Annotated in this window: 26 protein-coding genes and 1 pseudogene; 6 read left to right on the top strand and 21 right to left on the bottom strand. The window is 67.1% G+C overall.

Going from position 1 to position 26,350, the window contains the following annotated elements:
- Positions 1-84 precede the first annotated feature (84 nt).
- The 3 genes and pseudogenes from AB4Z37_RS20220 to AB4Z37_RS20210 all read right to left on the bottom strand — a co-directional run.
- Positions 85-828 carry an SDR family NAD(P)-dependent oxidoreductase gene (locus tag AB4Z37_RS20220; protein ID WP_441518541.1) on the bottom strand — a complete coding sequence of 248 codons (744 nt, stop codon included), beginning with the start codon at positions 826-828 and terminating at the stop codon, positions 85-87.
- Between the two features lie 31 nt (positions 829-859).
- The gene (locus AB4Z37_RS20215; RefSeq protein ID WP_441518540.1) at positions 860-1,291 is read right to left on the bottom strand and encodes an SDR family NAD(P)-dependent oxidoreductase; all 432 of its coding nucleotides are present in this window, start codon (positions 1,289-1,291) and stop codon (positions 860-862) included.
- Between the two features lie 31 nt (positions 1,292-1,322).
- Positions 1,323-1,568, bottom strand: a pseudogene (locus tag AB4Z37_RS20210) (SDR family NAD(P)-dependent oxidoreductase); the annotation flags it as partial.
- Between the two features lie 257 nt (positions 1,569-1,825).
- Here AB4Z37_RS20210 and AB4Z37_RS20205 point away from each other — a divergent pair.
- Together AB4Z37_RS20205 and AB4Z37_RS20200 are read left to right on the top strand one after the other, a co-directional pair.
- Positions 1,826-2,248 carry a cupin domain-containing protein gene (locus AB4Z37_RS20205; protein WP_441518539.1) on the top strand — a complete coding sequence of 141 codons (423 nt, stop codon included), beginning with the start codon at positions 1,826-1,828 and terminating at the stop codon, positions 2,246-2,248.
- Positions 2,249-2,428: 180 nt separating this feature from the next.
- The gene (locus tag AB4Z37_RS20200) at positions 2,429-3,268 is read left to right on the top strand and encodes an IclR family transcriptional regulator (RefSeq protein ID WP_441518538.1); all 840 of its coding nucleotides are present in this window, start codon (positions 2,429-2,431) and stop codon (positions 3,266-3,268) included.
- A 4-nt stretch (positions 3,269-3,272) separates the two neighbouring features.
- Here AB4Z37_RS20200 and AB4Z37_RS20195 read toward each other — a convergent pair whose 3' ends face one another.
- The 10 genes from AB4Z37_RS20195 to AB4Z37_RS20150 form a co-directional block, all read right to left on the bottom strand.
- Positions 3,273-4,040, bottom strand: a complete 768-nt coding sequence (locus AB4Z37_RS20195) for an SDR family NAD(P)-dependent oxidoreductase (RefSeq protein ID WP_441518537.1) — start codon at positions 4,038-4,040, stop codon at positions 3,273-3,275.
- Between the two features lie 28 nt (positions 4,041-4,068).
- Positions 4,069-5,259, bottom strand: a complete 1,191-nt coding sequence (locus tag AB4Z37_RS20190; protein ID WP_441518536.1) for an ABC transporter substrate-binding protein — start codon at positions 5,257-5,259, stop codon at positions 4,069-4,071.
- Between the two features lie 22 nt (positions 5,260-5,281).
- Positions 5,282-5,977, bottom strand: a complete 696-nt coding sequence (locus tag AB4Z37_RS20185; protein WP_441518535.1) for an ABC transporter ATP-binding protein — start codon at positions 5,975-5,977, stop codon at positions 5,282-5,284.
- Complete coding sequence (locus AB4Z37_RS20180) at positions 5,974-6,693, bottom strand: ABC transporter ATP-binding protein (protein WP_441518534.1); 720 nt, start codon at positions 6,691-6,693, stop codon at positions 5,974-5,976. Before AB4Z37_RS20180 ends, AB4Z37_RS20185 begins: the two co-directional genes overlap by 4 nt.
- Positions 6,690-7,691, bottom strand: coding sequence for a branched-chain amino acid ABC transporter permease (locus tag AB4Z37_RS20175; protein WP_441518533.1), 1,002 nt, complete (start codon positions 7,689-7,691; stop codon positions 6,690-6,692). Before AB4Z37_RS20175 ends, AB4Z37_RS20180 begins: the two co-directional genes overlap by 4 nt.
- On the bottom strand, positions 7,688-8,536 hold the full coding sequence (locus AB4Z37_RS20170; protein ID WP_441518532.1) for a branched-chain amino acid ABC transporter permease: 849 nt from the start codon (positions 8,534-8,536) through the stop codon (positions 7,688-7,690). Before AB4Z37_RS20170 ends, AB4Z37_RS20175 begins: the two co-directional genes overlap by 4 nt.
- An 87-nt stretch (positions 8,537-8,623) precedes the next feature.
- On the bottom strand, positions 8,624-9,643 hold the full coding sequence (locus tag AB4Z37_RS20165; protein WP_441518531.1) for a 3-hydroxyacyl-CoA dehydrogenase family protein: 1,020 nt from the start codon (positions 9,641-9,643) through the stop codon (positions 8,624-8,626).
- A gap of 8 nt (positions 9,644-9,651) precedes the next feature.
- Entirely contained in the window at positions 9,652-10,419 is a 768-nt protein-coding gene (locus AB4Z37_RS20160) for an SDR family NAD(P)-dependent oxidoreductase (RefSeq protein ID WP_441518530.1), read from the bottom strand.
- A gap of 11 nt (positions 10,420-10,430) precedes the next feature.
- A complete protein-coding gene (locus AB4Z37_RS20155) occupies positions 10,431-10,778 on the bottom strand; it encodes an NIPSNAP family protein (RefSeq protein WP_441518529.1) in 348 nt (115 codons plus the stop codon).
- A gap of 72 nt (positions 10,779-10,850) precedes the next feature.
- The gene (locus tag AB4Z37_RS20150; protein ID WP_441518528.1) at positions 10,851-12,062 is read right to left on the bottom strand and encodes an ABC transporter substrate-binding protein; all 1,212 of its coding nucleotides are present in this window, start codon (positions 12,060-12,062) and stop codon (positions 10,851-10,853) included.
- A gap of 186 nt (positions 12,063-12,248) precedes the next feature.
- Between AB4Z37_RS20150 and AB4Z37_RS20145 the strand changes: the two genes are divergently transcribed.
- On the top strand, positions 12,249-13,139 hold the full coding sequence (locus AB4Z37_RS20145; RefSeq protein WP_441518527.1) for a LysR family transcriptional regulator: 891 nt from the start codon (positions 12,249-12,251) through the stop codon (positions 13,137-13,139).
- 180 nt (positions 13,140-13,319) lie between these two features.
- Here the strand turns inward: AB4Z37_RS20145 and AB4Z37_RS20140 are convergent, their stop codons facing one another.
- From AB4Z37_RS20140 to AB4Z37_RS20110, 7 genes are all read right to left on the bottom strand, one after another.
- Positions 13,320-14,282, bottom strand: coding sequence for an NAD(P)H-dependent flavin oxidoreductase (locus AB4Z37_RS20140; RefSeq protein ID WP_441518526.1), 963 nt, complete (start codon positions 14,280-14,282; stop codon positions 13,320-13,322).
- 252 nt (positions 14,283-14,534) lie between these two features.
- Positions 14,535-16,079, bottom strand: a complete 1,545-nt coding sequence (locus AB4Z37_RS20135) for a porin (RefSeq protein WP_441518525.1) — start codon at positions 16,077-16,079, stop codon at positions 14,535-14,537.
- Between the two features lie 699 nt (positions 16,080-16,778).
- Entirely contained in the window at positions 16,779-17,636 is an 858-nt protein-coding gene (locus tag AB4Z37_RS20130) for a metallophosphoesterase family protein (RefSeq protein WP_441518524.1), read from the bottom strand.
- A 66-nt stretch (positions 17,637-17,702) separates the two neighbouring features.
- Positions 17,703-18,539 (bottom strand): carbohydrate ABC transporter permease, encoded by an 837-nt coding sequence (locus AB4Z37_RS20125; RefSeq protein ID WP_441518523.1) that lies wholly within the window; start codon positions 18,537-18,539, stop codon positions 17,703-17,705.
- A gap of 2 nt (positions 18,540-18,541) precedes the next feature.
- Positions 18,542-19,483 (bottom strand): carbohydrate ABC transporter permease, encoded by a 942-nt coding sequence (locus AB4Z37_RS20120; RefSeq protein WP_441518522.1) that lies wholly within the window; start codon positions 19,481-19,483, stop codon positions 18,542-18,544.
- A 42-nt stretch (positions 19,484-19,525) separates the two neighbouring features.
- Positions 19,526-20,788, bottom strand: coding sequence for an extracellular solute-binding protein (locus AB4Z37_RS20115; RefSeq protein WP_441518521.1), 1,263 nt, complete (start codon positions 20,786-20,788; stop codon positions 19,526-19,528).
- A 130-nt stretch (positions 20,789-20,918) separates the two neighbouring features.
- Positions 20,919-22,208: an acyl-CoA dehydrogenase family protein gene (locus AB4Z37_RS20110; RefSeq protein WP_441518520.1), complete on the bottom strand. Its 1,290-nt coding sequence runs from the start codon at positions 22,206-22,208 to the stop codon at positions 20,919-20,921.
- Positions 22,209-22,700: 492 nt separating this feature from the next.
- Between AB4Z37_RS20110 and AB4Z37_RS20105 the strand changes: the two genes are divergently transcribed.
- The 3 genes from AB4Z37_RS20105 to AB4Z37_RS20095 all read left to right on the top strand — a co-directional run bounded on the left by AB4Z37_RS20105 (position 22,701) and on the right by AB4Z37_RS20095 (position 25,271).
- Positions 22,701-23,609: a LysR substrate-binding domain-containing protein gene (locus AB4Z37_RS20105; protein WP_441518519.1), complete on the top strand. Its 909-nt coding sequence runs from the start codon at positions 22,701-22,703 to the stop codon at positions 23,607-23,609.
- Between the two features lie 331 nt (positions 23,610-23,940).
- Complete coding sequence (locus AB4Z37_RS20100) at positions 23,941-24,522, top strand: gamma carbonic anhydrase family protein (protein ID WP_441518518.1); 582 nt, start codon at positions 23,941-23,943, stop codon at positions 24,520-24,522.
- 119 nt (positions 24,523-24,641) lie between these two features.
- Positions 24,642-25,271, top strand: coding sequence for an inner membrane-spanning protein YciB (locus AB4Z37_RS20095; RefSeq protein WP_441518517.1), 630 nt, complete (start codon positions 24,642-24,644; stop codon positions 25,269-25,271).
- Here the strand turns inward: AB4Z37_RS20095 and flhB are convergent.
- Positions 25,268-26,344, bottom strand: a complete 1,077-nt coding sequence (flhB, locus tag AB4Z37_RS20090) for a flagellar biosynthesis protein FlhB (RefSeq protein ID WP_441518516.1) — start codon at positions 26,342-26,344, stop codon at positions 25,268-25,270. The genes AB4Z37_RS20095 and flhB overlap by 4 nt on opposite strands.
- Between the last annotated feature and the right edge of the window lie 6 nt (positions 26,345-26,350).

Raw genomic sequence — 26,350 nt, 5'->3', positions numbered from 1 at the left:
GGCGTGCAGCAGACCACCCTTAACCGCCGGGACCGGTCGGGTAAAGCAGCCGGGCTCACCTGTCCGGAAGCGCGCGGACGGTGCCTAGTGGATGTGCTGGCCGCCGTTGACGTCGATCTCCGCGCCGGTGATGTAGCCTGACAGCCCCGAGGCCAGGAACAGGCAGGCACCGGCGACATCGTCGGGGGCGCCGAAGCGGCCGAGCGGAATGCTGGCGGTGACGCTGGCGCGCAGATCGGCGTCGTAGGCGTTCTCGGTCATCGCGGTGTGGATGACGCCGGGATTGACCGCATTGACGCGGATGCCCGCCGGCCCGAGTTCGCGCGCCAGCGATTTCGCCAGCGCCAGGATGCCGCCCTTGGACGCCGCATAATGCGGGCCGCCGAGCAGGCCGCCGCCGCGCTGCGCCGCGATCGAGCCGATGAACACGATCGACGAACCCCGCGCCATCAGCGGCAGCAGTTCCTGCGTGACATGCAGCGCGCCGCGCAGGTTGACGTCGAGCACGAAGGTGTAGTCGTCGTCCGAGACCTCGGCGGCGCGGCGCTTCTGCACGACGCCGGCATTATTGAGCAGCACGTCGACCCGCCCCCACTGCGCACGCACGCGCGCTGCCGCAGCGCGGCAGGCCTCGCGCGAGGCGACATCGACCTGCAGCGGCAGCGCCGCCGGGCCGATCTCAGCCGCGGCGTCCGCGAGCGCAGCGCCGTCATTGTCGAGGATGGCGACACGGGCGCCGTTGGCCGCGAACATCCGCGCCGCCGCGAACCCGATCCCCTTGACGTTGCCACCGCCGGTGACCACCGCCACCTTGTCCGACAAAAGCATTCCGAAGTCTTTCTTGTTGAATGACGGGCGTTCAGCCCATGAAGGCGCCGCCATTGACGTCGACGATCGCCCCGCACATGAAGCTCGCGCCGGGCGAGCACAGAAACGCCAGCGGCCAGGCGATCTCCTCCGGCTTGCCGTAGCGCGGGATCGGCATGTCCTTGAGCGCATCGGGCTTCGCCATCGCCACCATCGGTGTCAGCGTCGAGCCCGGCGCGACCGCATTGACCAGCACCTCCGGCGCCGCGCGGCGCGCCAGCCAGCGCACGAAGGTGTGCACCGCGCCCTTCGAGGCGGCGTAGTGCATCGGCGAATGGGCGTGGGTGCCGCCGGTGTGGGCGGCGACCGACCCCAGCAATACGATGCGGCCATGGCCGCGCGCCTTCATGTGCGCGAGCGCGCCGCGCACGAAGTTCGCGGGGCCGCCGACATTGACGTCCATGGTGTGCCGGAACTGGTCCATCCAGTCGCCAGCGAGCCAATCCTCCCTTGGGGAAGATGCCGGCGTTGAGGATCAGCGCGTCGATCGGGAAGTTGCGGGTGCAGAACGCCTCGACCGCGGCACGGTCGCGCACGTCGCAGGCCTCGAACACGTGATCGCGGCCGTCGCCGCGCAACTCTGCGAGCAGGGCCGGGTTCTCGGTGACGTCGGTCAGGATCATCTGCGCCCCGAGTGACGCGCACAGCCGTGCCGTCGCGCTGCCGATGCCGCCGGACGCGCCGGTCAGCACGATCCGCATGCCGGAGAGGTCGTAGGGAGCTGTCATGTCTCGCACCGCTGCGCCAGGTCGCGGACCCGGCCTCCCGTCCAGGCCGCGCCAGCGCGGAGGCGCTGGACTGGCCGAAATTGGACTTGTTGTTTTTATTGCATTGTGAGACTAATGAACGCGAAGACGGGCGTCAATCCTGCTCCGGTCGCTCGGACGGCAGGCGGCCGACCTCACCACAACCAGAACATCAGCCGGCCGCGAGGGAGCGCCGCGCAGAGGAGACAACCATGACCGACGTCAAACCGATCGTGACCCGCAAGGGACAGGAGCACACCGACACCGGCCAGTCCGGCGGCGCGGTGCGCATCTCCGGCGTCAGCCCGCAGCACACACCGGCGCAGAAGATCTGGTTCGGCAAGGTCAGCAACGAGCCCGGTTACCGCTCGCTGCCGCATCATCACGGCGAGGCCGAGACCGGCGGCTATGTGTTCAAGGGCCACGGGCGCATCTATTTCGGCGACAACTATGCCGAGTATGTCGACATGACCGAGGGCGACTTCGTGTTCGTGCCGCCGCACATGCCCCATGTCGAGGTCAACATGAGCACCACCGAGGAGCTGATCTGGCTGACCGCACGGACGCCCGAGAACATCGTCGTCAACCTGCCTGATGTCGACGATTCCACCCTCGTCGGCTTCGCCCGCGCCTGAGCCGTCAGGACCAGGATCCTGAACGCGCCCGCGCGCGTTCGGGCCGCCGCGGCCGATTCGCGGCAGCGCTCCCGACGACCAACCGCAGGCGTTTCATTTGCGGGGGCAGACCACTAGATTGAACATCGACCGATTCAATGCCCTGCCGCCGGATGCGGCGGGGCGTCGCCCGGAGAACCGATGAGCAGTCTCGACAGGATGTTGACCATCCTCGATCTATTCGACGAAAGCCGCATGAGCATCCAGCTCGAGCACGCCGTGCAGGCGACCGGCGCGTCGAAGGCGACCGCCTATCGCTACATCCAGTCGCTGTGCAACCGCGGCCTGCTCGCCCCCGCTGCCGAAGGCAGCTACGTGCTGGGCCCGCGCATCATCGAGCTCGACCGCCTGGTGCGCAAGATGGACCCGCTCTTGACCAGCGCCAGCCCGATGATCCGTGCCGCCAGCGAGCGGCTCGGCACCAACATCATGCTGTGCAGCTTCTACGGCGACAAGGTGATGTGCGCCGACCTCGCCTGGCCCGACCGCAGCGTCGAGGAGATCTATGAGCGCGGACGGCCGATGCCGCTGTTCCGCGGCGCCATGGCCAAGATCATTCTCGCCAACCTCACGCCCTACCAGTTGCGCAGCATCATGCTGTGGCACGGCGAGCGCATCCGCGACGCCGGCCTCGGCGACAACTGGGACGATTTCCGCTCGCGCATGACGAAGCTGCGCCGCGCCGGATTCTGCGTGTCGCGCGGCGAGGTGTTCAACGCCCTCGTCGGCATCAGCGCACCGATCTTCGACGCCGAGCAGCGCGTGCTCGGCAGCGTGGTGTTCGTGGTGCCGGAAGCGCGCTACGACGCGCGGCAGGACGTGCCTTATCAGGACGAGATCGTGGCGCTGTCGACGGCGATCACCGCCGACATCGCCCGCCGCATGCCCAAGAGCCTCGCCGGCGCCAGCCGCGCGGCGCGCCCACGCAAGGCCCGCCTCATCGAGCCCGCGCAGGACGACGCCGAGAAGGCGACGATTTGAGCCGTCAGCCGGCGGCGAGGAAGCCGCCGTCCACCGTCAGGATGTGGCCATTGACGAACGATCCTGCCTTCGAGGCGAGATAGATCACCGCCGGCGCGAGATCCTGTGGCTCGCCCCAGCGCCCGCCGGGCACGCGCGACAGCATGTTGCGGGTGAAGGTCTCGTCCTCCTGCAACACCTTGGTGAACTCGGTGGCGATGAAGCCCGGCGCCAGCGCATTGGCGGTGATGCCGTGCTGCCCCAGCTCATGCGCCAGCGCCTTGACCAGCGACGTCACGCCGCCCTTGGCCGCGGCATAGGCCGCCAGCGCCTGCTTGGGCTGCTGCGCCGCGATCGAGCCGATCATGACGATGCGGCCGAACTTGCGCTCGATCATCTTCGGCACCACCGCGCGCGTCACCAGGAAGGCGCCGTTGAGATGGGTGTCGACCACCGCGCGCCATTCCTCGTAGGTGAATTCCTGGAACAGCTTGCGGCGCTGGATGCCGGCATTGTTGACGACGATGTCAACCGCGCCCTGCTCTGCGAGGATGCGGCCGACGCCGGCGTTGACGCCGGCCTCATCGGTGACATCGAAGGCGACATGCGATGCCGACAGCCCCCGCGCCTTCAGCTCGGCGGCGCGCGCCGCGATGGTCGCCTCGTCGAGATCATTGATGACGACATGGGCGCCGGCGGCCGCGACCGTCTGGGCCATGCCCCAGCCGATGCCGCGCGCCGACCCGGTGATCAGCGCGGTGCGCCCTTCGAGCGAAAACAGATCCGATGACATTGCAGACAACTCCAATGGAAACGAGCGATCAACCGAGCTTGCAGGCCGGGCTCGGCGGCGTGGTGGCGGTGTCCGCCGGCACCGACATCTTGATGACGGGACGCAGCTTGCCGTCGTTGATCTCGACAATGCCGAAATAGTTCGGACGGACGAGCTGGTTGTCCTCCTTGCGCAGCAGCACCTTGCCGACGATCGTATCATAGGTGCGGCCGGGGATCGCCTTGGCGAGGTCGGACGCCTTGACGCTGCCGGTCGCCTGCACCGCCTGCAGGATCACCTGCATGCCGATATAGGTGTCGCCCTCGAAATTGCTCGGCGACGTGCCGGGATAGGTCTTCTCCCAGGCGGCGACGAACGCCTTGTTCTCCGGCGTGTCGAGCGTCGTGGAGTAGTTGATGATGCCGGAGATGCCCTTGGCGCTGTCGCCGATCGCCTGCACGGTGTTGTCGGTCACGAAGCTGACGCCGGCGACGATCTTGCCGTCGAACAGGCCGTACTGCCTGGCCTGGGTCGCGAAGTTGACCGCATCGCGGCCGGCGAGCGCGACATAGATGCCCTTGGCGTCGGAGTTCTTGATCTTCTGGATGTAGGTGGCGAAATCGTTGGTGCCGAGCGGCGAGAAGTTCTCCGACACCACCTTCTTGCCCTGCTCGGCCGCCGACTTGCCGAAGCTCGCGGCGACGTCGCGGCCCCAGGCGATGTCGGCGGCGATCAGCGCCCACTCGGTTTCAGGGCGGCCCTTGAGCCATGGCGTTGCGGTCGCGGCATCCGAAGAGTCGGCGTTGTTGACGCGGAACATCCGGGCGGTGCAGCTGTCACCGGTGATCTTGTCGCTCTTGTTGATGGTGGCGACATAGAGCGCGTCCCAGCGCGCCAGCAGCGGCGCGATCGCCAGCGCCTCGCCGGAAGCGATGGCGCCGATCAGCACCTTGTTGCCCTGCAGCGCCAGCTTCTCGGCCTGGCGGCGGGCGAGATCGGGCTTGGCCTCGGTGTCGAGGAACTCGACCTCGACCTTGTGGTCGGCGACGCCGCCGGCATCGTTGGCCTGCTTGACCGCGAACTCGATCGCCCGCTTCGCCTGGTTGCCGAGATCGGCATAGGTGCCGGTCAGCGCGGTCGGCACGCCGATCTTCAGCGGCTCCTGCGCACGGGCAGTGGTGGCGGCCAGCGCTGCGGCGCCGGCCAGCAGAGCGATGGCGGTGGTGGTCGTCGTCTTCATCAGCATCCTCCCCTCGTCGCCTTCAGACGGCGACATGTCGTTTGAGTTGATCGTCCGAAAGGTTCTCCAGCGCGCCGCTCTCGACCACCGCGCCCTTGGACAGCAGGTGGTAGGTCTGCGCCACGCGCCGCACCAGGCTGATGTGCTGCTCGATCAGCAGGAGGCTGGTGCCTTCGCTGGCGAGCCGCACGAACACCTCGGCGAGTTCGTCGATGATCACCGGCGCAAGGCCTTCGCTGGGCTCGTCGAGCACCAGCAGCGCGGGGTTGGCCATCAGCGCGCGGCCGATCGCCAGCATCTGCTGCTGGCCGCCGCTCAGCGCGCTGCCCGGCGTGTCCTGGCGCTCGCGCAGGATCGGGAACAGGTCGAACACCCGCTCCAGCGTCCACGCCCCCTTGCGCGCGACCGCGGCGCCGAGCAGCAGGTTCTCCCTGACCGTGAGCGCAGCGATGATGCGACGCCCCTGCGGCACCACCGAGATGCCGGCGCGCGCCGCCGAATAGTTGCGGATCGGCCCCGACGGCCGGCCGCCGAACCGGATGGCGCCGCCGCCGAGCGCGGCAATGCCGAGAAACGTATTGACCACTGTGGTCTTGCCGACGCCGTTGCGGCCGAGAATGGCGACACGGGCGCCGGCGCCGATCTCGAAGCTGACGCCGCGCAGCACCTGGGCGCGGCCGTAGAACGCATCGACACGATCGAAAGCCAGCAGGCTCATTGCGCGGTGCTCCCGAGATACGCCGACACCACCACCGGGTTGCTGCGGATGGCGGCGGGCTCGCCCTCGGCCAGCACCTTGCCGAGATGCAGCACGGTGATGCGGTCGGAAATGCCGAACACCACCTCCATGTCGTGCTCGACCAGCAGCACGGTGACCTGCCATTCCCGCGCCAGCGCGCGCAGCTGCGCGGCCATCGCCAGCGACTCCTGCACGGTGAGGCCGGCGGCCGGCTCGTCGAGCAGCAGCACCCGCGGCCGCCCGACGAGGGCCAGCGCGAGGTCGAGCCGCCGCCGCTCGCCATAGGAGATGTCGGCGGCGACGCTGTCGCGGATGGTATCGAGCTCCAGCCGCTCCAGCACCTCGGCGCCGTTGTCGATCTCGGCGCTGCGCGCGGCGAGACGGATCTGCGCACCGACGGTGAGGTCGGTGAACACGTTGGTCTTCTGGAACGAGCGCGCGAGCCCGGCCTGGCGGCGCTTGCGCGGCGACAGCGCGCCGATGTCGCGGCCATCGAGGCGCACGCTGCCGCTCCAGCGCGCGGCGCGGCCGGACAGCACGTCCATCAGCGTCGACTTGCCGGCGCCGTTCGGCCCGATGATGCCGCGGATCTCGCCCTTCTCGACCGACAGCGCGACGCCGTCGAGGGCGCGGAAGCCGCCATAGGCGCGCGTCAGGGCGACACCTTCGAGCGCCGGTACCATCGCCGTCGTCATCGGCGCCTCCTTGCGACGAGGCGCGCCAGCAGGCCGCTGAGGCCGGATGGCACGAACACCGTGACCACGATCAGGATGGCGCCGATCACCGCCGGCCAGTGCTCGGTGGCGTCGCCCGCAATTTCCTTGATGAAGAAGAACACGACCGCGCCGAGCGCCGGCCCCCACACCGCGGCCGTGCCGCCGATGATCGCCATGATCAGCGCCGATCCGGACAGCGTCCAGTGCAGCATGTCCGGCGAGATGAAGGCGTTGTAGAAGGTCGCGAGCACGCCGGCGATGGCGGCGAGCAGCGCCGACAGCGCGAAGATCGCCGCGCGCGGCAGCAGCGTCTCGTAGCCGATGAAGCGCGCGCGCTCCTCATTGGTCTTGATCGCCGCGGTGAGCAGTCCGAACGGGCTGCGCATCAGCAGCCACAGCCCGCCGAGCACGATCATCAGCACCACCCAGCACACCACGAACATCGCGTGCGGGTCCTGGAACAGGGTGACGTCGAGGCCGAACACCCGCGATGGAAAGGTGATGGCGAGGCCGTCGTCGCCGTTGGCGAGGCCCCTCACCTTCAGCGCCATCTCGTAGAACGCCTGCGCGCACGCCAGCGTCAGCATGCCGAAGGCGACGCCGGGGATGCGGGTGATGACAAGGCCGAGCAGGAAGGCGAGCAGCGTCGGCACGACCAGGGCGGCGATGAGCGCGAACTCGATCGGCAGATATCCGCGCATCGCGGTGACGCCGAAGATATAGCCGGCGAGGCCGTAGAACAGCGCATGGCCGAAGGAGACCATGCCGTTCTGGCGCACCAGGAAGCCGACGCCGGTGGCGAGCAGCGCGCCGATCAGCGCCTGGGTCAGCAGCGACAGCGTCAGCGGCGAGGTGACGACCAGCGGCACGAAGCAGCCGGCGATCGCCACCAGCGGCGCCAGCAGGGCGGCCAGCCGGGCGCTCCGCGCCCCGGGCTGCCGCGCCGCCTCGCCGATCACGACATCGGGCGCGGTCATGTCGCCCTCCCCGCGAGGCCCGACGGCCGCGCGATCAGGATTGCGATCATCAGCACGAACGGCACCATGGAAGCGATCGACGGCACGAACACGATGCCGAAGTTCTGCAACTGGCCGATCACCAGCGCCGCGACCAGCGCGCCGGCAAAGCTGCCGAAGCCGCCGATCACCACGACGATGAAACTCTCGATCAGGATCGAGCCACCCATCGACGGCGACAGCGCCAGCAGCGGCGCGGCAATGGCGCCTGACAGCCCGGCGAGCCCGGCGCCGATCGCCACCACCGCAAGGCTGACACGCTCGGTGTCGACCCCCTGCATGCCGGTGGTGACGGGATCGGCGGCGAAGGCGCGGACATAGAGGCCGATGCGGCTGGTCTTGAGCCACAGCGTCAGCCCGACGCCGACCAACGCCGCGGCGACGATCACGAACAGGCGATAGACCGGAAACGCCGAGCCGGCGATCGACACCGTGCCCTGCAACAGGGCGGGCACGGCGACGGTGAGGTTGTCGCGCCCCCACACGGTGCGAACGAAATCCTCCAGCAGCAGCAGCAGGCCGAACGTCACCAGCACGGTGACGATGGGGTCCTGGTCCTGCAGCTGGCGAAACACGGTGCGGTCGAGCGCGAGGCCGACGACCGCGAGCGTCAGCGTTGCCACGACCAGCCCGGCCCAGAAGCCGGCGACCGCGATCGCGGCGTAGGCGATGTAAGCGCCGAGCATGAACAGGCCGCCATGGGCGAAGTTCACCACCTGACGCAGCCCGAAGATCAGCACGAGACCGACGGCGACGAGATAAAGCAGCCCGCCATAGACAAGGCCGTTGAGGATGTGGATCAGCATGCGCGCCCCCGCGCGTGCGTCCGCCCCGATACCCTCCGCATCGCCTTCCCCATGTCGTTCGTGTCGGCCGCTGGCGGCCGCATCGATTTAGTCAACAGTCGCATGATGCGATAGAATTGGCAATTTTCGATCGGTCGGCGACGGTGTCGCCTGGCGCTGCGCGAGCACGCCGGCGAGCGCGGTGTCCCGCCACTGCGCCAGCTCCGCGCCGCTGTGGCCCAGCGCTGCCGCCGTGACGCCGGCGACGAGCGTCGCCTCGAGATCGGCATCGAGCGTCAGCGTGCCCAAATCGTCGCACCAGTGCTGCAGTGGCTCGCGCGCCCAGGCGAAGAAACCCGCAAGGCCGCCCTCGCCGCCGCCGAGATGGTAGCTGAGATGCGGCCCGGCGACCGCAAGGCGCAGGCCGAGGCCGTGGGTGACCGCGGCATCGACGTCGGCGACGGACGCGACACCGTCGCGCACGAGGCACGCCGCCTCCCGCCACAATGCGACGGTGAGGCGCGTCGCGAGATGGCCGATCACCTCCCTGTTGAGGACGACGGGCCGCTTGCCCATCGCCGCATAGATGCCGGCAGCTGCCTGCACCGCGTCGGGCGACGTCGCGCGGCCGCCGACGATCTCGACCAGCGGCAGCAGGTGCGGCGGATTCATCGGATGGCCCACCAGCACGCGCTGCGGATGGCTGCAGCCGTCCTGCAGATCGGACGCGCCGAGCCCCGACGTGCTCGACGCGATCAGCACGTCGGGCGGCAGCAGCGCATCGAGCGCGCGCAGCGTCGCCTGCTTCAGCGGCAGTTGCTCGCGCACGTTCTCCTGGACGAAGTCGATCGTATCCCTGGCGAGCGCGGCAACATCAGCGACCACCGTGACCTGCCCGATGGCCGTCGCCGGGTCGCGCAGCCGCGCCGCTACCATCGCCTGATGGCAGCGGGCGATCCGCTCGGCGAGCCGTTCGCCCGTGGCCGCGTCGGGCTCGACGACGACGACGTCGAACCCCTTGCCCGAGAAGTAGCCCGCCCAGCTCGCGCCGATGGTGCCGGCACCGACCACGGCGATGCGGCGGATGCGGCCGGCGGCGCGCGGCGGGACGGTCGTGGCACGGGTCATCGCCACCCTCAGGAGATCGACAGGCCGCTGTCGACGGCCATGACATGGCCGGTGGTGCGCGCCGCGGCGTCGGACGCCAGGAACATCGCCGCCTGCGCCACGTCGATCGGCTCGACCATGCCGAGCAGATGCGCCGCAGTCAGCCGCTGCGTCGTCTCCAGCGCCTCGAGCTGCGCCACCACGCGCGGCGTGCGGGTGACACCGGGCGAGACCGCGTTGACACGCACGCCCTGGGCCGCGAACTCCACTGCCATCGACCGTGTCAGCGCGACGATGGCGCCCTTGGCCGCGGTGTAGGCATCCTTGCCCGGCCAGCCCATCGCGGCGACGACCGACGCTGCGTTGACCACCGCGCCGCCGCCGGCCTTGATGATCTCGGGAATGCCGAAATGGCTGACCAGCCAGGTGCCGTAGAGATCGAGGCGAATGGCGCGCCAGAACTCATCGAACGGCGCGCGCGTCACGTCGTTGTCCTGCATGCTGGAGCCGCCGGCGTTGTTGTAGATGATGTCGAGCTTGCCGAAGGCGGCGACGGTCGCGGCGACGCAGGCCTTGACGCTGTCGGGATCGGTGACGTCGGTCCGCACGAACGCCGCCTGCAGACCCGCGGCGACGATCTCCTCCGCCGCGGCAGCGCCCTGCACGGCATCGATGTCGGCGATCATGACGCGGGCGCCGTTGCGCGCGAACAGGCCAGCGGCGGTACGGCCGATGCCGGTGCCCGCACCGGTGATCAACGCGACCTTGCCTTGCAGCATCCCCTGCGAATTCGTCATGGCGACCTCCCTCAAGCCGTACGCGCAGAACCGAGCAGCGCGCCCGGCAGCGGCGAGAACGCGGTCGGCACCATGATGCGGTTTTCCATGGTGCGGATCATCGGGCGGATCTTCGCGATGCACGCCTGCCACTGCGGCTGCTCGGCGAGACGGGCGCGGCGTTTGCGCCGCTCCTCGAGATCGGGATAGGCCCACAGGTGCACGAGCTGGTTCTGGACGCCGAACTCGGTGGTGAAGTAGCCGAGAAAGCCGCCGAGGATCTCGCGCTGCACCGGCAACCCCTCGCTCTCATAGATGCGGAAATACTCCCGCACGTCGACCTCGGTGTGCAGCACGTACATGCGCTCTTCAACGATCACGGCGTGTCTCCTCTTTTTGTTGGTCTTGCGTTGCTCGTTGAGCGTCATGTTGCGATGACCCAGGGACCGCCGCTACTTGCCGACCAGGCTGCAGGCCGGGTCGAGCGGCTTGAACGTTTCGGCCGCGGCGGTCTCACCGACCTTCTCATAGAGGTCCCATGGCGCCTTCGACTGCTCCGGCGACTTGACGCGGAACAGGTACATCGGATGCAGCTTGCGGCCATCGACGCGCACGCTGCCCTGGCCAAAGGCGAGGTCCTTCGTCGGCAGCTCCTTCATCCTGGCGACGATGGCGCGGCCGTCGGTGTCACCCCCCACCGCGGCGACCGCCTTCAGGTAATGCAGCACGCCGGAATAGACGCCGGCCTGGAACGAGGTCGGCATCGCGCCGCCATGGCGCTCGCCGAACTTCTTGGCGAACGCGCGGGTGTCGTCGTTGAGATCCCAGTAGAACGGCTCTGACAGATAGATGCCCTTGCCGCTGTTCAGGCCCAGCGACTTGACGTCGGTCAGGTACATCGCAAGCCCCGCGATGCGCTGGCCGCCCTGCGGGATGCCGAACTCGGTCGCCTGCTTGACCGAGTTGGTGAAGTCGCTGCCGGAGTTTGCGAGCGCGATGACGTCGGCCTTCGACGACTGCGCCTGCAGCAGGTAGGAGGAGAAATCGGACGAGTTGAGCGGATGGCGCACCGCGCCGATCACCGCACCCCCGGCCTTCTTGACGATCTCGCCGGCCTCGCGCTCCATGTCGTGGCCGAACGCGTAGTCGGCGGTGATGAAGAACCAGCTCTTGGCGCCCGACTTCAGCACCGCCGATCCCGTGCTCTTGGCGAGGCTGTAGTTGTCGAGCGTCCAGTGGACATGGTTCGGCGAGCAGGCATCGCCGGTGAGGCGGTTGCTGTTCGACGTGGTGATGACGGCGACCTTGTTCTTGTCGCGCACGAGGTTGACGATCGCCAGCGAGATCGACGAGTTCGGGATGTCGGCGATCATGTCGACGCCCTCGGTGTCCAGCCACTTGCGCGCCATGGTCAGGCCGATGTCCGACTTGTTCTGGTGATCGCCGCGGACGATCTCGATGGGAACATTGCCGATCTTGCCGCCGAACTCGTCCACCGCGATCTGCGCGGCGACCACCGAGCCCGGCCCCGCCATGTCGGCATAGATGCCCGACTGATCGTTGAGCACGCCGATCCGCAGCACGCCGTCGCTGAACTCAGCGCGGGACGACTGCACCGAGAGCGCAAGCAAGCCTGCCGCGAGCGCGGCCGTTCTGGACACCATGGTCACCTCCCCGAAACGACCGGTCCGCGCCGGCCTGTGTAATTTTTGCGATTTATCTCGTTAATTGAGATTTTTGTCAATTATCGAATTTGTCAGGTGACGGGTTTTGAGCATCGCGCTTTGACGCAGTAATCTCATTGTGAGAGGATCAGACGGGTTCAGCTATCGTAATTACGGATAGAGACAATGGACGCAGCCGACCTCCGGATTTTCGAAGCCGTCGCTCGCCTCGGCAGCATGAACCGTGCCGCGCAGGAGCTGCACACGGTCCAGTCGAACGTGACGACGCGGATCCGCGCGATCGAGGACAGTCTCGGCATCGCCCTGTTCCAGCGCCATGCCCGCGGCGTGACGCTGACCGCCGCCGGGCAGCGCATGCTGCCGTTCGCCGGCCGCATCGCCAAGCTGCTGGCCGAGGCGCAGGCCGCGGCGCAGGACGAAGGCGAGCCGACCGGGACGCTGCAGGTCGGCAGCCTGGAGACCACTGCGGCGCTGCGGCTCTCCAATCTGCTGACGATGTTCGCCACCAGCTATCCGAACGTGCACCTTGCGGTCACCACCGGCACCACCTCGCATCTCGTCACCGAGGTGGTGGAGTGCCGGCTTGATGGCGCCTTCGTCGCCGCCCCGATCGACCATCCGCAGCTGATCCACGAGCCGATCTTCCGCGAGGAGCTGGTGCTGGTCACCGCGCGCGCGATCCGAACGCCGCGCGACCTCGCCGGCATCGACGCCCTGAAGACCATCGTGTTCCGCGCCGGCTGCTCTTACCGCCAGCGGCTCGACACCGTGCTGGCGCAGATGGGAATCGTGGTGGCGCAGCCGCAGGAGTTCGGCTCGCTCGACGCCATCATTGCCTGCGTCTCGGCAGGCATCGGCGTCACGCTGCTGCCGCGCGGTACCGTCGCGCCCGCCGTGCGCGAAGGCCGTGTCGCGATCCACCCGGTGGCGCCACAGATCGGCGCGGTCGAGACGCTGTTCGTGCGCCGCCGCGACGCCTATGAGTCGAGCGCGATGCGCGCCTTCCTCGACGTCGCCCGCGCCCAGGCGATGCCGCCGGCGCAGGCGGCCGAGTAGTGCTTGTCATCTCCTGAGCGATGCCAGCGCACGCCGTCCCTCCCCCTCATCCTGAGGAGCAGGCGCAGCCTGCGTCTCGAAGGATGAGGCCCGTAGGTGGCACCTCCCGGCCTCATGGTTCGAGACGCGCGGCCTTGCCGCGCTCCTCACCATGCGGAGATGGAATGCGATGAGCGTCCCCTAGCGCGACGCCAGCCGGGCAACGACCTGCCGGGCCTCCTCCGCGATCCGGCGCACGATCTCGCCAGCGGACACCACGTCGTGCACGAGGCCGGCCGCCTCGCCGACAATGACCGCGGCATGGTCGAAATCGCCGGCCTCGGCCGCCGCCGCATAGCGCGCGCTCTCGGTCGCGAGCTCTTTGGCGAGATCGGCCTCGCGGCCGTTCCAGCGCCGCACGAAATCGTTGAGCTGGGTGCGGATGGTGAACGGCGCCGGCCAGCGATAGCCGCGAATGACATCGACGGCCGCGCCGCGCGCCGTGTCGGCGCCGTCGCCCGTCACCACCTTCTGCTTGGCCGCCGGATGCACCAGTGCTTCATCCGCCGCATAGAACCGCGTACCGAGCAGCGCGCCGTCGGCGCCGAGCGCCCACGCCGCGGCGAGTCCCCGGCCGTCAGCGATGCCACCGGCCGCGAGCACCGGCACCTTGTCACCGACGGCGTCGACCACCGCGGGCACCAGTGGCAGGCTCGCACAGGCCGCGCCATGGCCACCCGCCTCGGTGCCCTGGGCGACGATGACGTCGGCGCCCTTCGCCACTGCCTCGCGTGCCATCTCGACACTCTGCACCTGGCAGATCACCGCGCTGCCGGCGCGCCGCGCCTTCGCGGCGAACGGCGCGGGATCGCCGAACGACAGCATGATCGCCTTCGGCCGGCGCTCGACGACGAGGTCGAAGTTCTCGGGATGCCCGGCGGCGCTCCAGGTGATGAAGCCGACGCCGACTTTCGCCATGTCGCCGGCGAGATCGAGCTCGCGCATGAGCCAGGCGCGGTCGCGGCCGTAGCCGCCGCCGATCAGGCCAAACCCGCCGGCGGCGGACACCGCCGCGGCGAGACGGCCGCCGGAGACCGCCCCCATGGGCGCCGATACGATCGGATGACGGCAAGCGACGATATCGGTGAAGCGCCTCGTGGCCATGGCGGAGTTTCCTTCCCGGGGTTGTGGCTGTGGTTGCCGCGAGCCTAGGCGAGCCGGCCGTCATGGCGGTAACGATTGTTGCTGATCCCGCTATCTCGGCACCAGATAGCTACCGCGCGGATCGCAGTGCGGGCCAGGAATGGTCCGTGCGGCAACGGCGGAGCGCAAAAGTGAATGCCTCCGGCAGGGCACTACCGGAGGCACTGGAGGTTTACATCAGATCAGAGCGACGTCCTTTCTTTGCTGGTGACCTCAGAAGCTGCGCAGGATCTGAACCGAGCCGTTGAAGGCGTTCTGGTTCTTGAGTTCGAATGTCGCCCCGGCCCCGTAGCCCGGAACGAGGCCGGCTGCGGCGCTCGTGAAGGTGCCGGTCAGGCGCTGTGACATGCGCGAGTACATGACCTCCGCAGACAGCGTCAGGTCCTTCACCGGTGTCCACGCCGTGCGCGTGCCGATCTGAGCAGTCGAGAACGCGAAGCTTCCCGCCGCCGCCGTGGTGCCGGTGCTGAGCAGGCCGCCATTGGCCGCCGCGAGCAGCAATGCGTCACTCGCCGAACCGTAGGAGACATAGCTGTAATTGCCGAACAGCGACGTTCGCCACGCCGGCGTCCAATAGTGCTCGAAGTAAGCGCTGACTTCCCACGCGTCGCTCAGCGACAGCGCCGTGCCGGGCGAAGCCGCGGTGCCAAGACCGCTGTACACGCCGTCGAACACGTAGCCGAACGCCATGCTGCCATCCGCGCCGGCAACACTCGAGCCACCGAGCCGCGCGAACCTGCCGGCCCCGGCGAGATCGGGGGTGCCGCCCCAGACATACTTGGCCGCACCATGGCCGAACGACGCCTCCGCCTTGAAGCTGTCGCCGACGCCAGTGGGCAAGTTCTTCAGCTCAAAGGCACCGGTGAGCGCGTAACCCCACTTCGCGTCCGGGTGACCGCTGCTCGAAGCGCCGTTCGCCCCATAATAGCTTCCATGCACCTCGTGCGCCGCGGCTCCCAGGTGCAACGAACCCCACGCCTGGTCGAGCCGCACATTGGCAACGATGTCCGGAACATGATCGCCGCCCTGGGCATTGCCCAGGAAGTTGTTGAAACCATAGGCGCCGGTCGGCAGCGTGGTCGCGCCGAACGGACCAATGAACGGACGCGACGTATTGATCACGCCGGCGGAACGGTAAGGCACGGCGTCCTCCAGCGAGATCGTGCCCGAGAGACCGTTACCGAACTGCGCCGTGAAGGCGAGCTGCGGGATGCCGGTGGCGTTGTACGAGCCGGCGTTCATGCCGGACGAGATCGACGGGCGTCCCAGGGTCCATTGCGGGTCGAACTGCGACACGGCCTTGCCGAAGGTGAAGCCGGCGAACTGGATGAAGGCGTAGTCGACTTCCACCGGACTGCCGCCGCCGATGCCCGAAGAGCCTTGGGTCCAGTCGAACTGGTTGTTGGCGTAGGTGCGCAGAACGCCGAACTCGGTCGCCGTCCGCGTATCGATGAAGAGATTGAGACGGGCGCGCGTGCTGAAGTAGTCGCGGCCATAGGCATTGGCGCCGGCTGCGCCGCCCTGCCACAACGGCTTGTCATAGTTGGTGCCGTTGAACGCAGTGTCGACGCGGATCGCGCCGCCGATGCGAATGCAGGTGTCGCTGCCGGGAATATAGTAGAAGCCCGCGCCATAGAGCGAGCAGACCTTCACGTACTCGACCGCCCTGGCCTTGACGGGAAGATCAGCGGCCTGTGCGCTGCCCAGCGCAACGACGGCGGCCGCAGTACCGAGCATCAGACTCTTAGTCATCGTCATGTCAATCTCCGAGTTTGCTCCATAGGGCGGGCCTAGCCTCGGCGTGCAGACGCGCACGCCGTGACATGGTCCCTTGTCCCTGCTGACCGCCTTCGCGCACCTCGCGCCATTCGATCTCTGCCGCATGAGGCGAAAGATCTACGCGAAACACCTGGACGGGACGACCTTGGGATATCCCTCTGTCGCTCGGCCTCAGTTACTCAGCAGCACGCCATGTCAGCAACGCGAGACGCTGCAACATCGATTGCGTCGCCTCGAACGGTTCAGCCACGAACGACACGTCGCGCGCCAAACAGCCGACGCTTCACCGGCGTTGCTTCGCGATCACGCAACATGACAATCCGGCCGACGTCACAGCCGCGCCACCATCAACGACGTCGAGTGCGTCAATTCAGCCACATCGGTCCATCGCCGGCAGCAGCAAAACGGTGCCGCCGCGTGCATGACGCAGCACCGGCCACGACCGCGCGCCACAGAATGGCAGTCACGGCGCAAAGACCGCGCAGACCGACGCATGGCAACGCACGCAGCCAACGCCGCGCGCGGAGGCACAGCAGCGCTTTCATCGCGTGCTATGATTTTCGGGTTTCGATCGGGCGCGGCAGGCTGCCGAGATCAGAGCGCGGTCCGGCATACGCCGACGTGCCGCGTCAGAGGCGCATGCGTCGCGAGGTGGCGTCGACGCAGGAGATGCGCGGATCACGCCCCTGCGGTCGGCAGCTTCGGTAGAATCCTGGCGATGTCGCCGTAGGCACCGGGGAAATCCGCCAGGTCATTGCAGATCAACGCGGGCAACTTGGCAATCCTGCAATCGAACGCACCGCTCGCATGAAGGCGGTGCTCGACATAGCCGACCACACGCTCTCCGATCGTCACCTGATGAGCAGGCGGCATCACGAACGACGTCGCCGGCGCCCAGACGTGCTGCATCCCTTCCAACACGACGTGACGCCACTGATGCACATGGCCGCTGGCGATGACGGCAGGCGGACGGGTGCTGAAAGCCTGCAACAGCCTCGCGCGCGCGGATGGGCTGACATAACGTCCGCCAGGATCCCGATCGTGCCGCGACCGGAGATAGAGCGGCTTGTGAATGAACAGCATGACAGCACGATCACCCGCCCCCGACGCGGCGTCGGCGATGAACGCGAACTGACGCGCCGCCGCCGGAAGATCCGCATCCATGATCAGCGAATTGACGCCGACGAGCCGCCAGCCCGGTACATCCTGCACCCACCAATCGTCGCCGAACACCGCGACAAAGCGGTCGCGGCGCGCATCGGATACGCCGCGTTCATGGGTACTCTGCACATTGTCGCCGACATCATGATTGCCGGGAATGACGCGATAGCTCAGCCCCATGGTATCATGCAGCGCCTTGGCCGCATGAAGATCACCGATGCCCGCGGCGCCGTTCAGCGAGACATCTCCGGTATTGATCACGAGATCCGGCGCCGCGATCCGGAGCTCCCGACTGACGCATTCGAAGTTCCGGACGAAGAACGGCTTTTCGGCTGACAGATGCGTATCCGAGATCTGCGCGACACGGAAGATCATGCGAGGTCCTGTTGTGGCATCAGCTGCGGGACGGCGGCGTGGCACGGCCGATGGCGACAGCGCGCGTCATTTCATGCCGCTGCCGACGAACGTATCAATCACCCGCCGCTGCAAGACGAAGAACAGCAGCAATGTCGGTATCGAGGCCAGCGTGACGCCGGCCATCAACGGCCCGAAGCTGTCGCCGCCTTCCGCCTCCAGAAACCGACGGATGCCGAGCTGAATGGTGCGGGCATTGTCGCTATCGGTCACGAGCAGCGGCCAGAAGTATTCGTTCCAGGTCTCGATGAACGCCACGATCGTGAGGCCAGCGACGGCCGGCTTCAGGTTCGGCAGGATGATGCCCCACAGCACGGACCACGACCGCGCGCCATCGACGGTCGCGGCCTCGATCAGTTCTCGCGGGAACGACAGCATGTGCTGCCGAAGAAGGAAGACACCGAACGGGAACGCGAGATTGGGAATGATCAACGCGGCCCAGGTATCGAACCAGCCGAAATCACTGACCATCAGGTAAATCGGAATCATCGTCAATGAATGCGGCACCATCAGCGCGGCGAGCACCGCGATGAACAGCACATCACGCCCGCGAAACTCCCAGCACGCGAAGCTGTAGGCCGCCATGATCGCGATCGTCATCTGACCGCCGACGCGCAGCACCGTGGTGGCGAGGCTGTTCCAGAAATAAGTCCCGAACGACAATTCGAACACACGTGCGAAATTCGCCAGCGTCGGATGCACTGGCCAGGGAGTGACGGAGTAGATCTCGGCGGGAGACTTGAATGCGGTTCCGATCACCAGCAGCATCGGCAAGACGATGAGCAGGCAGATCAGGATCATCATGACATGCCCGAAACGGCGCAACGGCGGCGCCAGCACGAGAATTGGCCGATCGGGCTCCATCTTCAATCCTTGTAGTGAACGCGGCGGTCGATAAGGCGAAACTTGACCACCACGACGACGAACACCAGCATGAACAACATCACCGTCGCCGCAGCGCCGTGACCGACGTTGAAATTGACGAAGCTGTACTGGTAGGTCGTGTAGAACAGGTTCGTCGTGCTGTTGGATGGACCGCCTTTTGTCAGCACATCGATCGGCGTGAACACCTGCTGCATCGTAAAGATCGTCGTCGTCACCAGGACCAGCACGATCGACGGCCCCAGCATCGGCAGAATCAGGTCGCGGACGATCCTGGCGTCGGACGCGCCATCGATTCGCATCGCCTCGACCAGCGAATGGTCGATGCGCGACAGCCCGGACAGATAGAGCAGCACATGGAACCCGAATACCTTCCATGTCGCGATACCGAGAATGGTCCAGAGCGCGGTATCAGCGTTGCTCAGCAAACCGACGGTGCGAATACCGACCAGTTCGAGGCACACCGCCAGATACCCGCCGAGCGGCGACAGCAACCAGGCCCAGACGACCGCGGCAGCGACAAAGCTGATCAGTGTCGGCAGAAAGACGATGACGCGATAGATCTCGCCGCGCCTGCCCAGCGACCAGATGAAGATCGCCACCGGAATCGGCAGCACGACCTTGAGCGGAATGGCGCCCAGCAGATAGAGCGCCGTGTTGACAAGTGCGGCGCCGAACAACGACGATGTCAGCACGTCGCGGTAATTCTGCAGGCCGACGAATTGTCTGGGAATGTCCGGGTTGAGATTCCACGACTGCACGCTGAGCAATACCGTTTGCAGCAGCGGCCAGAACGTGAAGGCGGCGAGCGTCACGATCAGCGGTGCGAGATAGAGATACGGCTGCAGGGCGGCGCCTTCAGGCGCCCGCCACCATCGCAGCCTGGCCGGGCGCCGGCGCCGGTCCGTCGCGATCGTTTGTGTCATGCAGCCGAGGCCTTCAGCGATCGCGTGCGGGGGTTGGACAAGTCAGTGCCCCCTCGCCAGCACGGCATTGCCATCCCTGACGGCGGCCGGCACCAGTTCGGACGCGGTCCCCCTTCCTGCCCACAGGTCATCGATCAGCTTCGCGACGATGCTCTGCGCTTCCAGTGCGCCCTTGTCTGCCCAGACGTAGGTCGAGACGGTATCCGGCATTTGTGCGATAACCGGCATGATGGCGGGGAATTCGTCGACATAGCGCTGCATGGCGGGATCGCGCAGCGGATCCTTCAGCAGCGGCATGTAACCGGACTCGCGTGCCCAGTCGTTGGCGACCTCCAGCCGTGACATGAACTCCAGGAATTTGAGCGCGGCAGTTCGCCGCGGCCCGGCGGGCGAGTACAGCATGAAGGCGGCGCCTGAATTCGGCACGCGGCGCTTGGTGCGGCCGGGGAACAGCGGATAGCTGGCCACCCCCAGCTCGAACTGGCCCGCGGTCTGTTGCACGGCCTGGCGCAACGCCGCGCTCGACGTGATGTAGATCGCGAGCCGGCCGCCGAAGAATGCCGCCATCCACTGGCTGTCGCTGGCAACGGGCATCACCTTGTGCCTGACGGCGAGATCCTGCCACAGCTGAAGGCCAGCGATCCCCTCCGTGCTGTCGAACAGCAGCCTGTCGCCGTCCGCATTGAGATATTGTCCGCCCGCATTCGTCACCATCAGCATGGTGCCGTAGTCCTTGTTGCCAGCCGCGAGATGCGCCACGCCCGCAACACCGGTGTTGTGCTGAATGGTCTTCGCCGCCGCGATGATGTCGTCCCACGTCCTGAGCTTCAGGTCGGGATCGAGCCCGGCTTTGCGGAACAGATCCTTGTTGTAGTAGACGATCGGCGTGCCGAACGCATACGGCATCGCGAAAATCTTGTCGCCGCGCCGGCCGACGTCGAGAAACTGCGGCTGGTAGTTGTCGAGAAACAGCCCCTGCGCTGCGTCCTGGTTGAGCGCGACCGCCGGAGTGTTTTGCGACATGAACAGGACGTTGCGGCCGGCGATGCCGGCAATGTCCACCGGCCGGCGCGCCGCCAGGGCCGCCTGGACATCCGCCGTGATCGTGGTATCGGGCTTGAAGATATCGACGATCCTGATGTCGCGGTTCTCGGCCTCGAAGCGGCGGAAGATCGTCTTCAGCGCGTCATAGCGCTTTTCCGATTGATAGTGATAGATCACGATCTCGGTCTGCTGCGCGCGCGATGCCTGCGGCGCCGACAGCATGAGCCCGGCGGCAACAAGCGCAAGAAGACGACACTTCATGACGATAGCCTCTTGAAAACGACCTGATCAGATTGGACGCGGGGCTGGGTGCGCACAGCAGGGCGCACCTTGTCGCCGGGTACCGCCGCGGCTCCGAACAACGGCATTGCGAAGCCGGCTGCCCCGCCGCTCATGGTCCACGCGCATGATCCAGGCCCTGCGCGACCGTGACGACCGCCGCCCCTCCCGTAGCCGCGCCGTCCTGGCCGGCGTAGCGGCCGAACTCGTGGCGGGCGAGCTGCTGCGCGTGAACCTCGTCCGGGCCGTCGGCGACGCGGGTCGTCCGGGCGTAGATGTAGGACATGCACAGCACGGTGTCGGCAAACCCTCCGCCACCGAACCCCTGGATCGCCATGTCGACGATTTCGGTCGCGACCCGCGGCGCCACCAGCTTGATCATCGCGATCTCCGACCTCGCCGCCTTGTTGCCGGCGCAGTCCATCATCCAGGCGGCCTTCAGCGTCAGCAGGCGGGCCTGGTCCAGCGCGCATCTGGCATCGGCGATACGTTGCTGCCATACCGACTGATCCGCGACCGGCTTGCCGAACGCCACGCGTTCGGTCAGCCTGCGACACAGGCGCTCGAGGGCCCGTTCAGCGGTGCCGATCAGACGCATGCAATGATGGATGCGGCCTGGACCGAGCCGGCCTTGCGCGATCTCAAAACCGCGGCCCTCGCCGAGCAGCATGTTGTCCGCCGGCACCGTCACATGGTCGAAGATCACCTCCATGTGACCGTGGGGCGCATCCTTGACCCCAAGGATGGGCAGATACCGCCTGATCGTCACACCGGCGGTCTCGACCGGAACCAGGATCATCGACTGCCTGCCATGACGATCCGCGTCAGCCGGGTCGCTGAGGCCCATGGTGATCAGCAGCTTGCACCGCGGATCGCCCGCCCCGGAGGTCCACCACTTGCGGCCGTCGATGACATAGTGGGCGCCGTCGCGCCGGATCGAGGTCGCAATGTTGGTCGCATCGGACGAAGCCACCCCCGGCTCGGTCATCGCGAAGGCGGAACGGATGCTGCCGTCGAGCAGCGGGCGCAGCCACCGCTCCTTCTGCGCCGCTGTGCCGTAGCGATGCAGCACCTCCATATTGCCGGTGTCCGGCGCCGAACAGTTGAAGATCTCCGATGCCCAGTAGGAACGCCCCATGATTTCCGCGAGCGGCGCATACTCCAGGTTGGACAGGCCATGGCCGTCCTCGTTGTCCGGCAGAAACAGATTCCACAGCCCCTGCTCCCGGGCGCGCCCCTTCAACTCCTCGATCAGCGGCGACGGCTTCCATTGGCGAAAGTCGTCGGGCTGATTGAAGATGTCGCGGCACAGCTCCTCTTCGTTCGGATAGACGTGGCGCGCCATGAAAGCCTCGAGCCGGGCGCCGAGTTGCTTCACCTTCTCGGAAAAATCGAAATCCATCTGGCACCGTATCCTTCCTGGTTGATCGCTCGCCGACGCTTGCTCGTCCTCGCTCCCCCCTGAACGAATGAGAAGCACGACCGGCCGGCGGCGCGAAGTGCAAGGAGTCGAACCGCCATTTCGCTGGGCGCAACCGCCCGGTGCTCCAGCTTCGGGAGGCCCCGCACCGCTGCGGGCCGCCGCGCGACATGACGGCTCACCCCGGTTGCAGACCGCGCAAGGCCGGTTGCGGAATTTCGCACCACGGGCGCGGCGGTGGCCATCGGGCCCTGACCACCGCCCGTCGGAACCATGGAAAGACGCCGCGGTACGCCGATCGCCGGCGAACCGATCGCCGGCATGCGATGGTCAAAATTCGACGGCCAAGGCAACATGACATCGATCCCGCTGGCAGCGATTTCGTCGCGGGAAGATCAGCAAGCCACTTTTGCCGGGCCCGCGACTTGCGTACAACGCGGCATTCTCATACCTCCCGCCGCGGAACCCTGATCTATGAAGAGACGATTGCCGCCATGGGCCGCCATCGAGGCTTTCATGGCCGCGGCCCATGCCACCAGCTTCAAGGATGCCGCGGCCTCGCTCGGCCTCAGCCCCCCGGCCTTCACGCGACGCATCCAGATGCTCGAGCATCAGATCGGGGTGAAGCTGTTCGATCGCGACCAGCCGACACCGGTGTTGACGCTGTCGGGCAAACGTTATCTCAAGCGCCTGCGGCCGGGTTACGAAGCCGTCCGCGAAGCCACCGACTGGATGTCACCGGAGCCGGGGCTGCGACCGTTGCGTCTGGGAATCTCGGAATCCCTCGCGACAAGCTGGCTCGTGCCGCGCCTCGCACGCTTCTACGAACACACCGCTGGCATCGAGCTGGTGCTGCGCACCCGTGGAAACCCGATCGACCTGATCGGCGGCGCGGTCGATGTCGGCATCCTGTACGGCCACGGGAAATGGGCGAACCTGGTGTCGCACAGGCTGTTCGGCGTCGAGGCGTTCGTGGTCTCGGCCCAGGTGCTGATCGGTGACCGCCAGCCGCCGCGGCATGTCGCGGAAATCGCCGATCACAGGCTGCTCGAGGTGCTCGACCCGCCGGGGCAATGGCAGGAATGGCTGATGGGCGTCAAATACGACGGCCCGCTGCCGTCGACACGGACCAGCTTCGACAGCGCGGTCGTGCTGTACGAGGCCGCATCGCAAGGGCTCGGCCTCGCCCTCGGCATGCGCCCTCTCATCGATCCATTTCTCGCGGAGGGCCGCCTGACCGTCGCTATCGACAGCACGGTGCCGATGTCCGGTTCATTCTACATGGTGGCAACCCCCGATGCCCGCCGATACAAGGCGGTGCAGCTGCTGTGGCGCTGGATCGCAGCCGAGGCGGCGCGAATGTCGCCCACAAACCCGGATTAGCGCGTATCGTTGCGCCGAAACTGCCGTCACTTCGGGCTCGGGCCGCGCCATCACCGCCCGCCTCGGTATCCTGCGCCCCGATGACGTCGGCGCCCTGCGCCACCGCCTCACGGGCCATCTCGACACTCTGCACCTGGCAGAGCACCGCGCTGCCGGCGCGCCATGCCTTGGCAGCGAACGGCGCGGAATCGAGCCGGCCGTCATGGCGGCAACGATTGTTACTGATCCAGCTATCACGGTACCAGACAACTCGGGCCATCCCGCCGCATGGCCGTGCGCCCCGCAATCGCCTACGCTGCCGCGACAACGACAACAGCTTCGAGGAAACAGCATGCCATCTCCCGCGATCTTCGGCCCCGACGTCCACGATCTCGGCGCCGCCTTCATCGAGCCGTCGGCGCGCATCTACGGCGCCGTCGAGATCGGCGTCGGTGCATCGATCTGGTGCAACGCGGTGATCCGCGCCGAATGCCAGCGCGTGGTGATCGGAGCCCGCTCCAACGTGCAGGACTTCGTCATGATCCATGTCGGCATCGACGCGCCGACCATCATCGGCGCCAACTGCTCGATCACCCATCATGTCACGCTGCACGGCTGCACCATCGGCGACGACTGCCTGATCGGCATCGGCGCGACGATCATGGACCGCTGCGTCATCGGCGCCGGCACGATCGTCGCCGGCGGCAGCTTCCTGACCGAGGGCACGGTGGTCCCGCCGCATTCGATCGTGATGGGCTCGCCCGGCAAGGTCGCGCGGACCCGCGACAACACCAAGGCCAACCGCATGAATGCACTGTTCTACCATCGCAACGCGCTCGCCTATGCCAAGGGCAACTACCGGGCCTGGTCGCAGCCCGAAGTCCTGGCCGAGGTCGCCGCCGAGCACGCGCGGCTTGCCACCCCGGCCGGATAGCGGAGGCGCGCAGCCGCTTCCGTCTCCCCTCTTGACGATCCCTTGCCGACGCGCATCCATGACGCGCCAGTGGTCGGGCGGCGCTGCGTCCGCCGCGCCGCCAGCAAACGGGGACTGCGATGAGATACTTTCTGACGGCCGCGGGGCGGCTGCTGCTCGACCTCGCATCGACCCTGTGCTTCCTCGTCGTGTTCCTGCTGACCGACAACACCGCCCTCGCGGTCGGGATCGGCGTCGCGCTCGGCCTTGCTGAGATCGGCTTCCAGCTTGTGCGCCGCAAGCCGATCGACACCATGGAGTGGCTGAGCCTGTTCCTGGTCGTCGCCGCGGGCGCGGCGACACTGCTGACCGACGACCCGCGCTTCCTGCTGTTCAAGCCAAGCGTGATCTACGTCATCGTCGGCGTCGTCATGCTCAAGCGGGGCTGGATGACCCGCTACCTGCCGCCGATCGCCCAGCAGGTCGTCCCCGATGTCGCTGTCAGCGTAGGCTTCGCGTGGGCCGGACTGATGTTCGTCTCCGCCGCGGTCAATGCCATCGTGGCGCTGGCCTTCAGCCTCGCGACATGGGCCGTGGTCATGCCGATCTTCGGCCTCGCGAGCAAGGCGATCCTGTTCGTCGCCGGCTTCGCCGTACTCCGCCTCACCGCCCGCCGTCGCCTGCGCGCCATGCCGGAGCACGAACGCAATGCGGTGCTTGCCGCGACGGGCGTGCATCCCCCCGCACCACCGCTGATGAAGACCGCCTAACGCCCCGCCCCTGCGAAGCCGCGCTTCAGCCGCATGACGTAGCCGATGACCTCGGCGACCGCCTGGTAGTGCTCGACCGGGATCTCGTCGTCGATCTCGACGGTGGCGTGCAGCGCACGGGCGAGCGGCGGGTTCTCGACGATCGGCACGTCGTTCTCCTTCGCCACCTCCCTGATCTTGAAGGCGATGGCGTCGGCGCCCTTGGCGACGCAGATCGGCGCGCTCATGCCCTGCTCGTATTTCAGCGCCACCGCGAAGTGGGTCGGGTTGGTGATGACCACGGAAGCGCTGGGCACCGCGGCCATCATGCGTTTCTTCATGCGCATCATACGCAGCTGCCTGATCCGGCCCTTGATGTGCGGATCGCCTTCCGACTGCTTGTATTCCTCCTTGATCTCCTCGCGCGACATCTTCTGCCGCTCGAACCAGGTGCGGTACTGGAAGAAGTAGTCGCCCGCGGCGATCGCGGCGAGCAGCGCCACCACCGCGCCGATCAACTGCATCGACATCGCCTTCGCGGCGGACAGGATCTGCACCGGGTCGAGCCGCACCAGCGCCTCGACCCGGTGGCGCTCCGGCCACAGGATCGCCATCATGATCGCGCCGAGCGCGATCAGCTTGACGAGGCCCTTGAGGAAATTCACCGCCGCCTGCTTGCCGAACAGCCGCTTGGCACCGGCCATCGGCGACAGCTTGCTGAACTTCGGCGACAGCGGCTCCGCCGACCACACCAGGCGGTGCTGCACGAGGTTGCCAGCGAGCCCGGCCAGCATCAGGATCAGGAACGGCAGACCGAGCACGCCGACCAGCATCAGGTCGAGATTCTTCACCAAGGCCAGCAGGCCCGGCCCGTCGGTACGGATCAGGTGGGCATTGGCGATCAGGTTGCGCAGCGGCATCTGCAGGCCACCGGCGACATTGGCGGAAAATGCGGAGGCGACCAGCGCCGTGCCGGCCATCACGAACCAGGTGTTGACCTCCTGGCTCTTGACGACATCGCCGCGCTCAAGCGCCTCGTCGAGGCGTTTTTGGGTTGGGTCCTGTGTTTTCTCTGATGCATCATCATCAGCCATCGGTCA

This window comes from Bradyrhizobium sp. 2TAF24, from assembly GCF_052115025.1.
GTDB lineage: Bacteria > Pseudomonadota > Alphaproteobacteria > Rhizobiales > Xanthobacteraceae > Bradyrhizobium_A.
This window is presented reverse-complemented; position numbering and strand designations above follow the sequence as displayed.

What these genes read in the sequence shown, in the direction of transcription:
- AB4Z37_RS20220 (WP_441518541.1), bottom strand. Translation starts at nt 828, where the DNA reads ATGCTTTTGTCGGACAAGGTGGCGGTGGTCACCGGCGGTGGCAACGTC.
- AB4Z37_RS20215 (WP_441518540.1), bottom strand. Translation starts at nt 1,291, where the DNA reads ATGGACCAGTTCCGGCACACCATGGACGTCAATGTCGGCGGCCCCGCG.
- AB4Z37_RS20205 (WP_441518539.1), top strand. Translation starts at nt 1,826, where the DNA reads ATGACCGACGTCAAACCGATCGTGACCCGCAAGGGACAGGAGCACACC.
- AB4Z37_RS20200 (WP_441518538.1), top strand. Translation starts at nt 2,429, where the DNA reads ATGAGCAGTCTCGACAGGATGTTGACCATCCTCGATCTATTCGACGAA.
- AB4Z37_RS20195 (WP_441518537.1), bottom strand. Translation starts at nt 4,040, where the DNA reads ATGTCATCGGATCTGTTTTCGCTCGAAGGGCGCACCGCGCTGATCACC.
- AB4Z37_RS20190 (WP_441518536.1), bottom strand. Translation starts at nt 5,259, where the DNA reads ATGAAGACGACGACCACCACCGCCATCGCTCTGCTGGCCGGCGCCGCA.
- AB4Z37_RS20185 (WP_441518535.1), bottom strand. Translation starts at nt 5,977, where the DNA reads ATGAGCCTGCTGGCTTTCGATCGTGTCGATGCGTTCTACGGCCGCGCC.
- AB4Z37_RS20180 (WP_441518534.1), bottom strand. Translation starts at nt 6,693, where the DNA reads ATGACGACGGCGATGGTACCGGCGCTCGAAGGTGTCGCCCTGACGCGC.
- AB4Z37_RS20175 (WP_441518533.1), bottom strand. Translation starts at nt 7,691, where the DNA reads ATGACCGCGCCCGATGTCGTGATCGGCGAGGCGGCGCGGCAGCCCGGG.
- AB4Z37_RS20170 (WP_441518532.1), bottom strand. Translation starts at nt 8,536, where the DNA reads ATGCTGATCCACATCCTCAACGGCCTTGTCTATGGCGGGCTGCTTTAT.
- AB4Z37_RS20165 (WP_441518531.1), bottom strand. Translation starts at nt 9,643, where the DNA reads ATGACCCGTGCCACGACCGTCCCGCCGCGCGCCGCCGGCCGCATCCGC.
- AB4Z37_RS20160 (WP_441518530.1), bottom strand. Translation starts at nt 10,419, where the DNA reads ATGACGAATTCGCAGGGGATGCTGCAAGGCAAGGTCGCGTTGATCACC.
- AB4Z37_RS20150 (WP_441518528.1), bottom strand. Translation starts at nt 12,062, where the DNA reads ATGGTGTCCAGAACGGCCGCGCTCGCGGCAGGCTTGCTTGCGCTCTCG.
- AB4Z37_RS20145 (WP_441518527.1), top strand. Translation starts at nt 12,249, where the DNA reads ATGGACGCAGCCGACCTCCGGATTTTCGAAGCCGTCGCTCGCCTCGGC.
- AB4Z37_RS20140 (WP_441518526.1), bottom strand. Translation starts at nt 14,282, where the DNA reads ATGGCCACGAGGCGCTTCACCGATATCGTCGCTTGCCGTCATCCGATC.
- AB4Z37_RS20135 (WP_441518525.1), bottom strand. Translation starts at nt 16,079, where the DNA reads ATGACGATGACTAAGAGTCTGATGCTCGGTACTGCGGCCGCCGTCGTT.
- AB4Z37_RS20130 (WP_441518524.1), bottom strand. Translation starts at nt 17,636, where the DNA reads ATGATCTTCCGTGTCGCGCAGATCTCGGATACGCATCTGTCAGCCGAA.
- AB4Z37_RS20125 (WP_441518523.1), bottom strand. Translation starts at nt 18,539, where the DNA reads ATGGAGCCCGATCGGCCAATTCTCGTGCTGGCGCCGCCGTTGCGCCGT.
- AB4Z37_RS20120 (WP_441518522.1), bottom strand. Translation starts at nt 19,483, where the DNA reads ATGACACAAACGATCGCGACGGACCGGCGCCGGCGCCCGGCCAGGCTG.
- AB4Z37_RS20115 (WP_441518521.1), bottom strand. Translation starts at nt 20,788, where the DNA reads ATGAAGTGTCGTCTTCTTGCGCTTGTTGCCGCCGGGCTCATGCTGTCG.
- AB4Z37_RS20110 (WP_441518520.1), bottom strand. Translation starts at nt 22,208, where the DNA reads ATGGATTTCGATTTTTCCGAGAAGGTGAAGCAACTCGGCGCCCGGCTC.
- AB4Z37_RS20105 (WP_441518519.1), top strand. Translation starts at nt 22,701, where the DNA reads ATGAAGAGACGATTGCCGCCATGGGCCGCCATCGAGGCTTTCATGGCC.
- AB4Z37_RS20100 (WP_441518518.1), top strand. Translation starts at nt 23,941, where the DNA reads ATGCCATCTCCCGCGATCTTCGGCCCCGACGTCCACGATCTCGGCGCC.
- AB4Z37_RS20095 (WP_441518517.1), top strand. Translation starts at nt 24,642, where the DNA reads ATGAGATACTTTCTGACGGCCGCGGGGCGGCTGCTGCTCGACCTCGCA.
- flhB (WP_441518516.1), bottom strand. Translation starts at nt 26,344, where the DNA reads ATGGCTGATGATGATGCATCAGAGAAAACACAGGACCCAACCCAAAAA.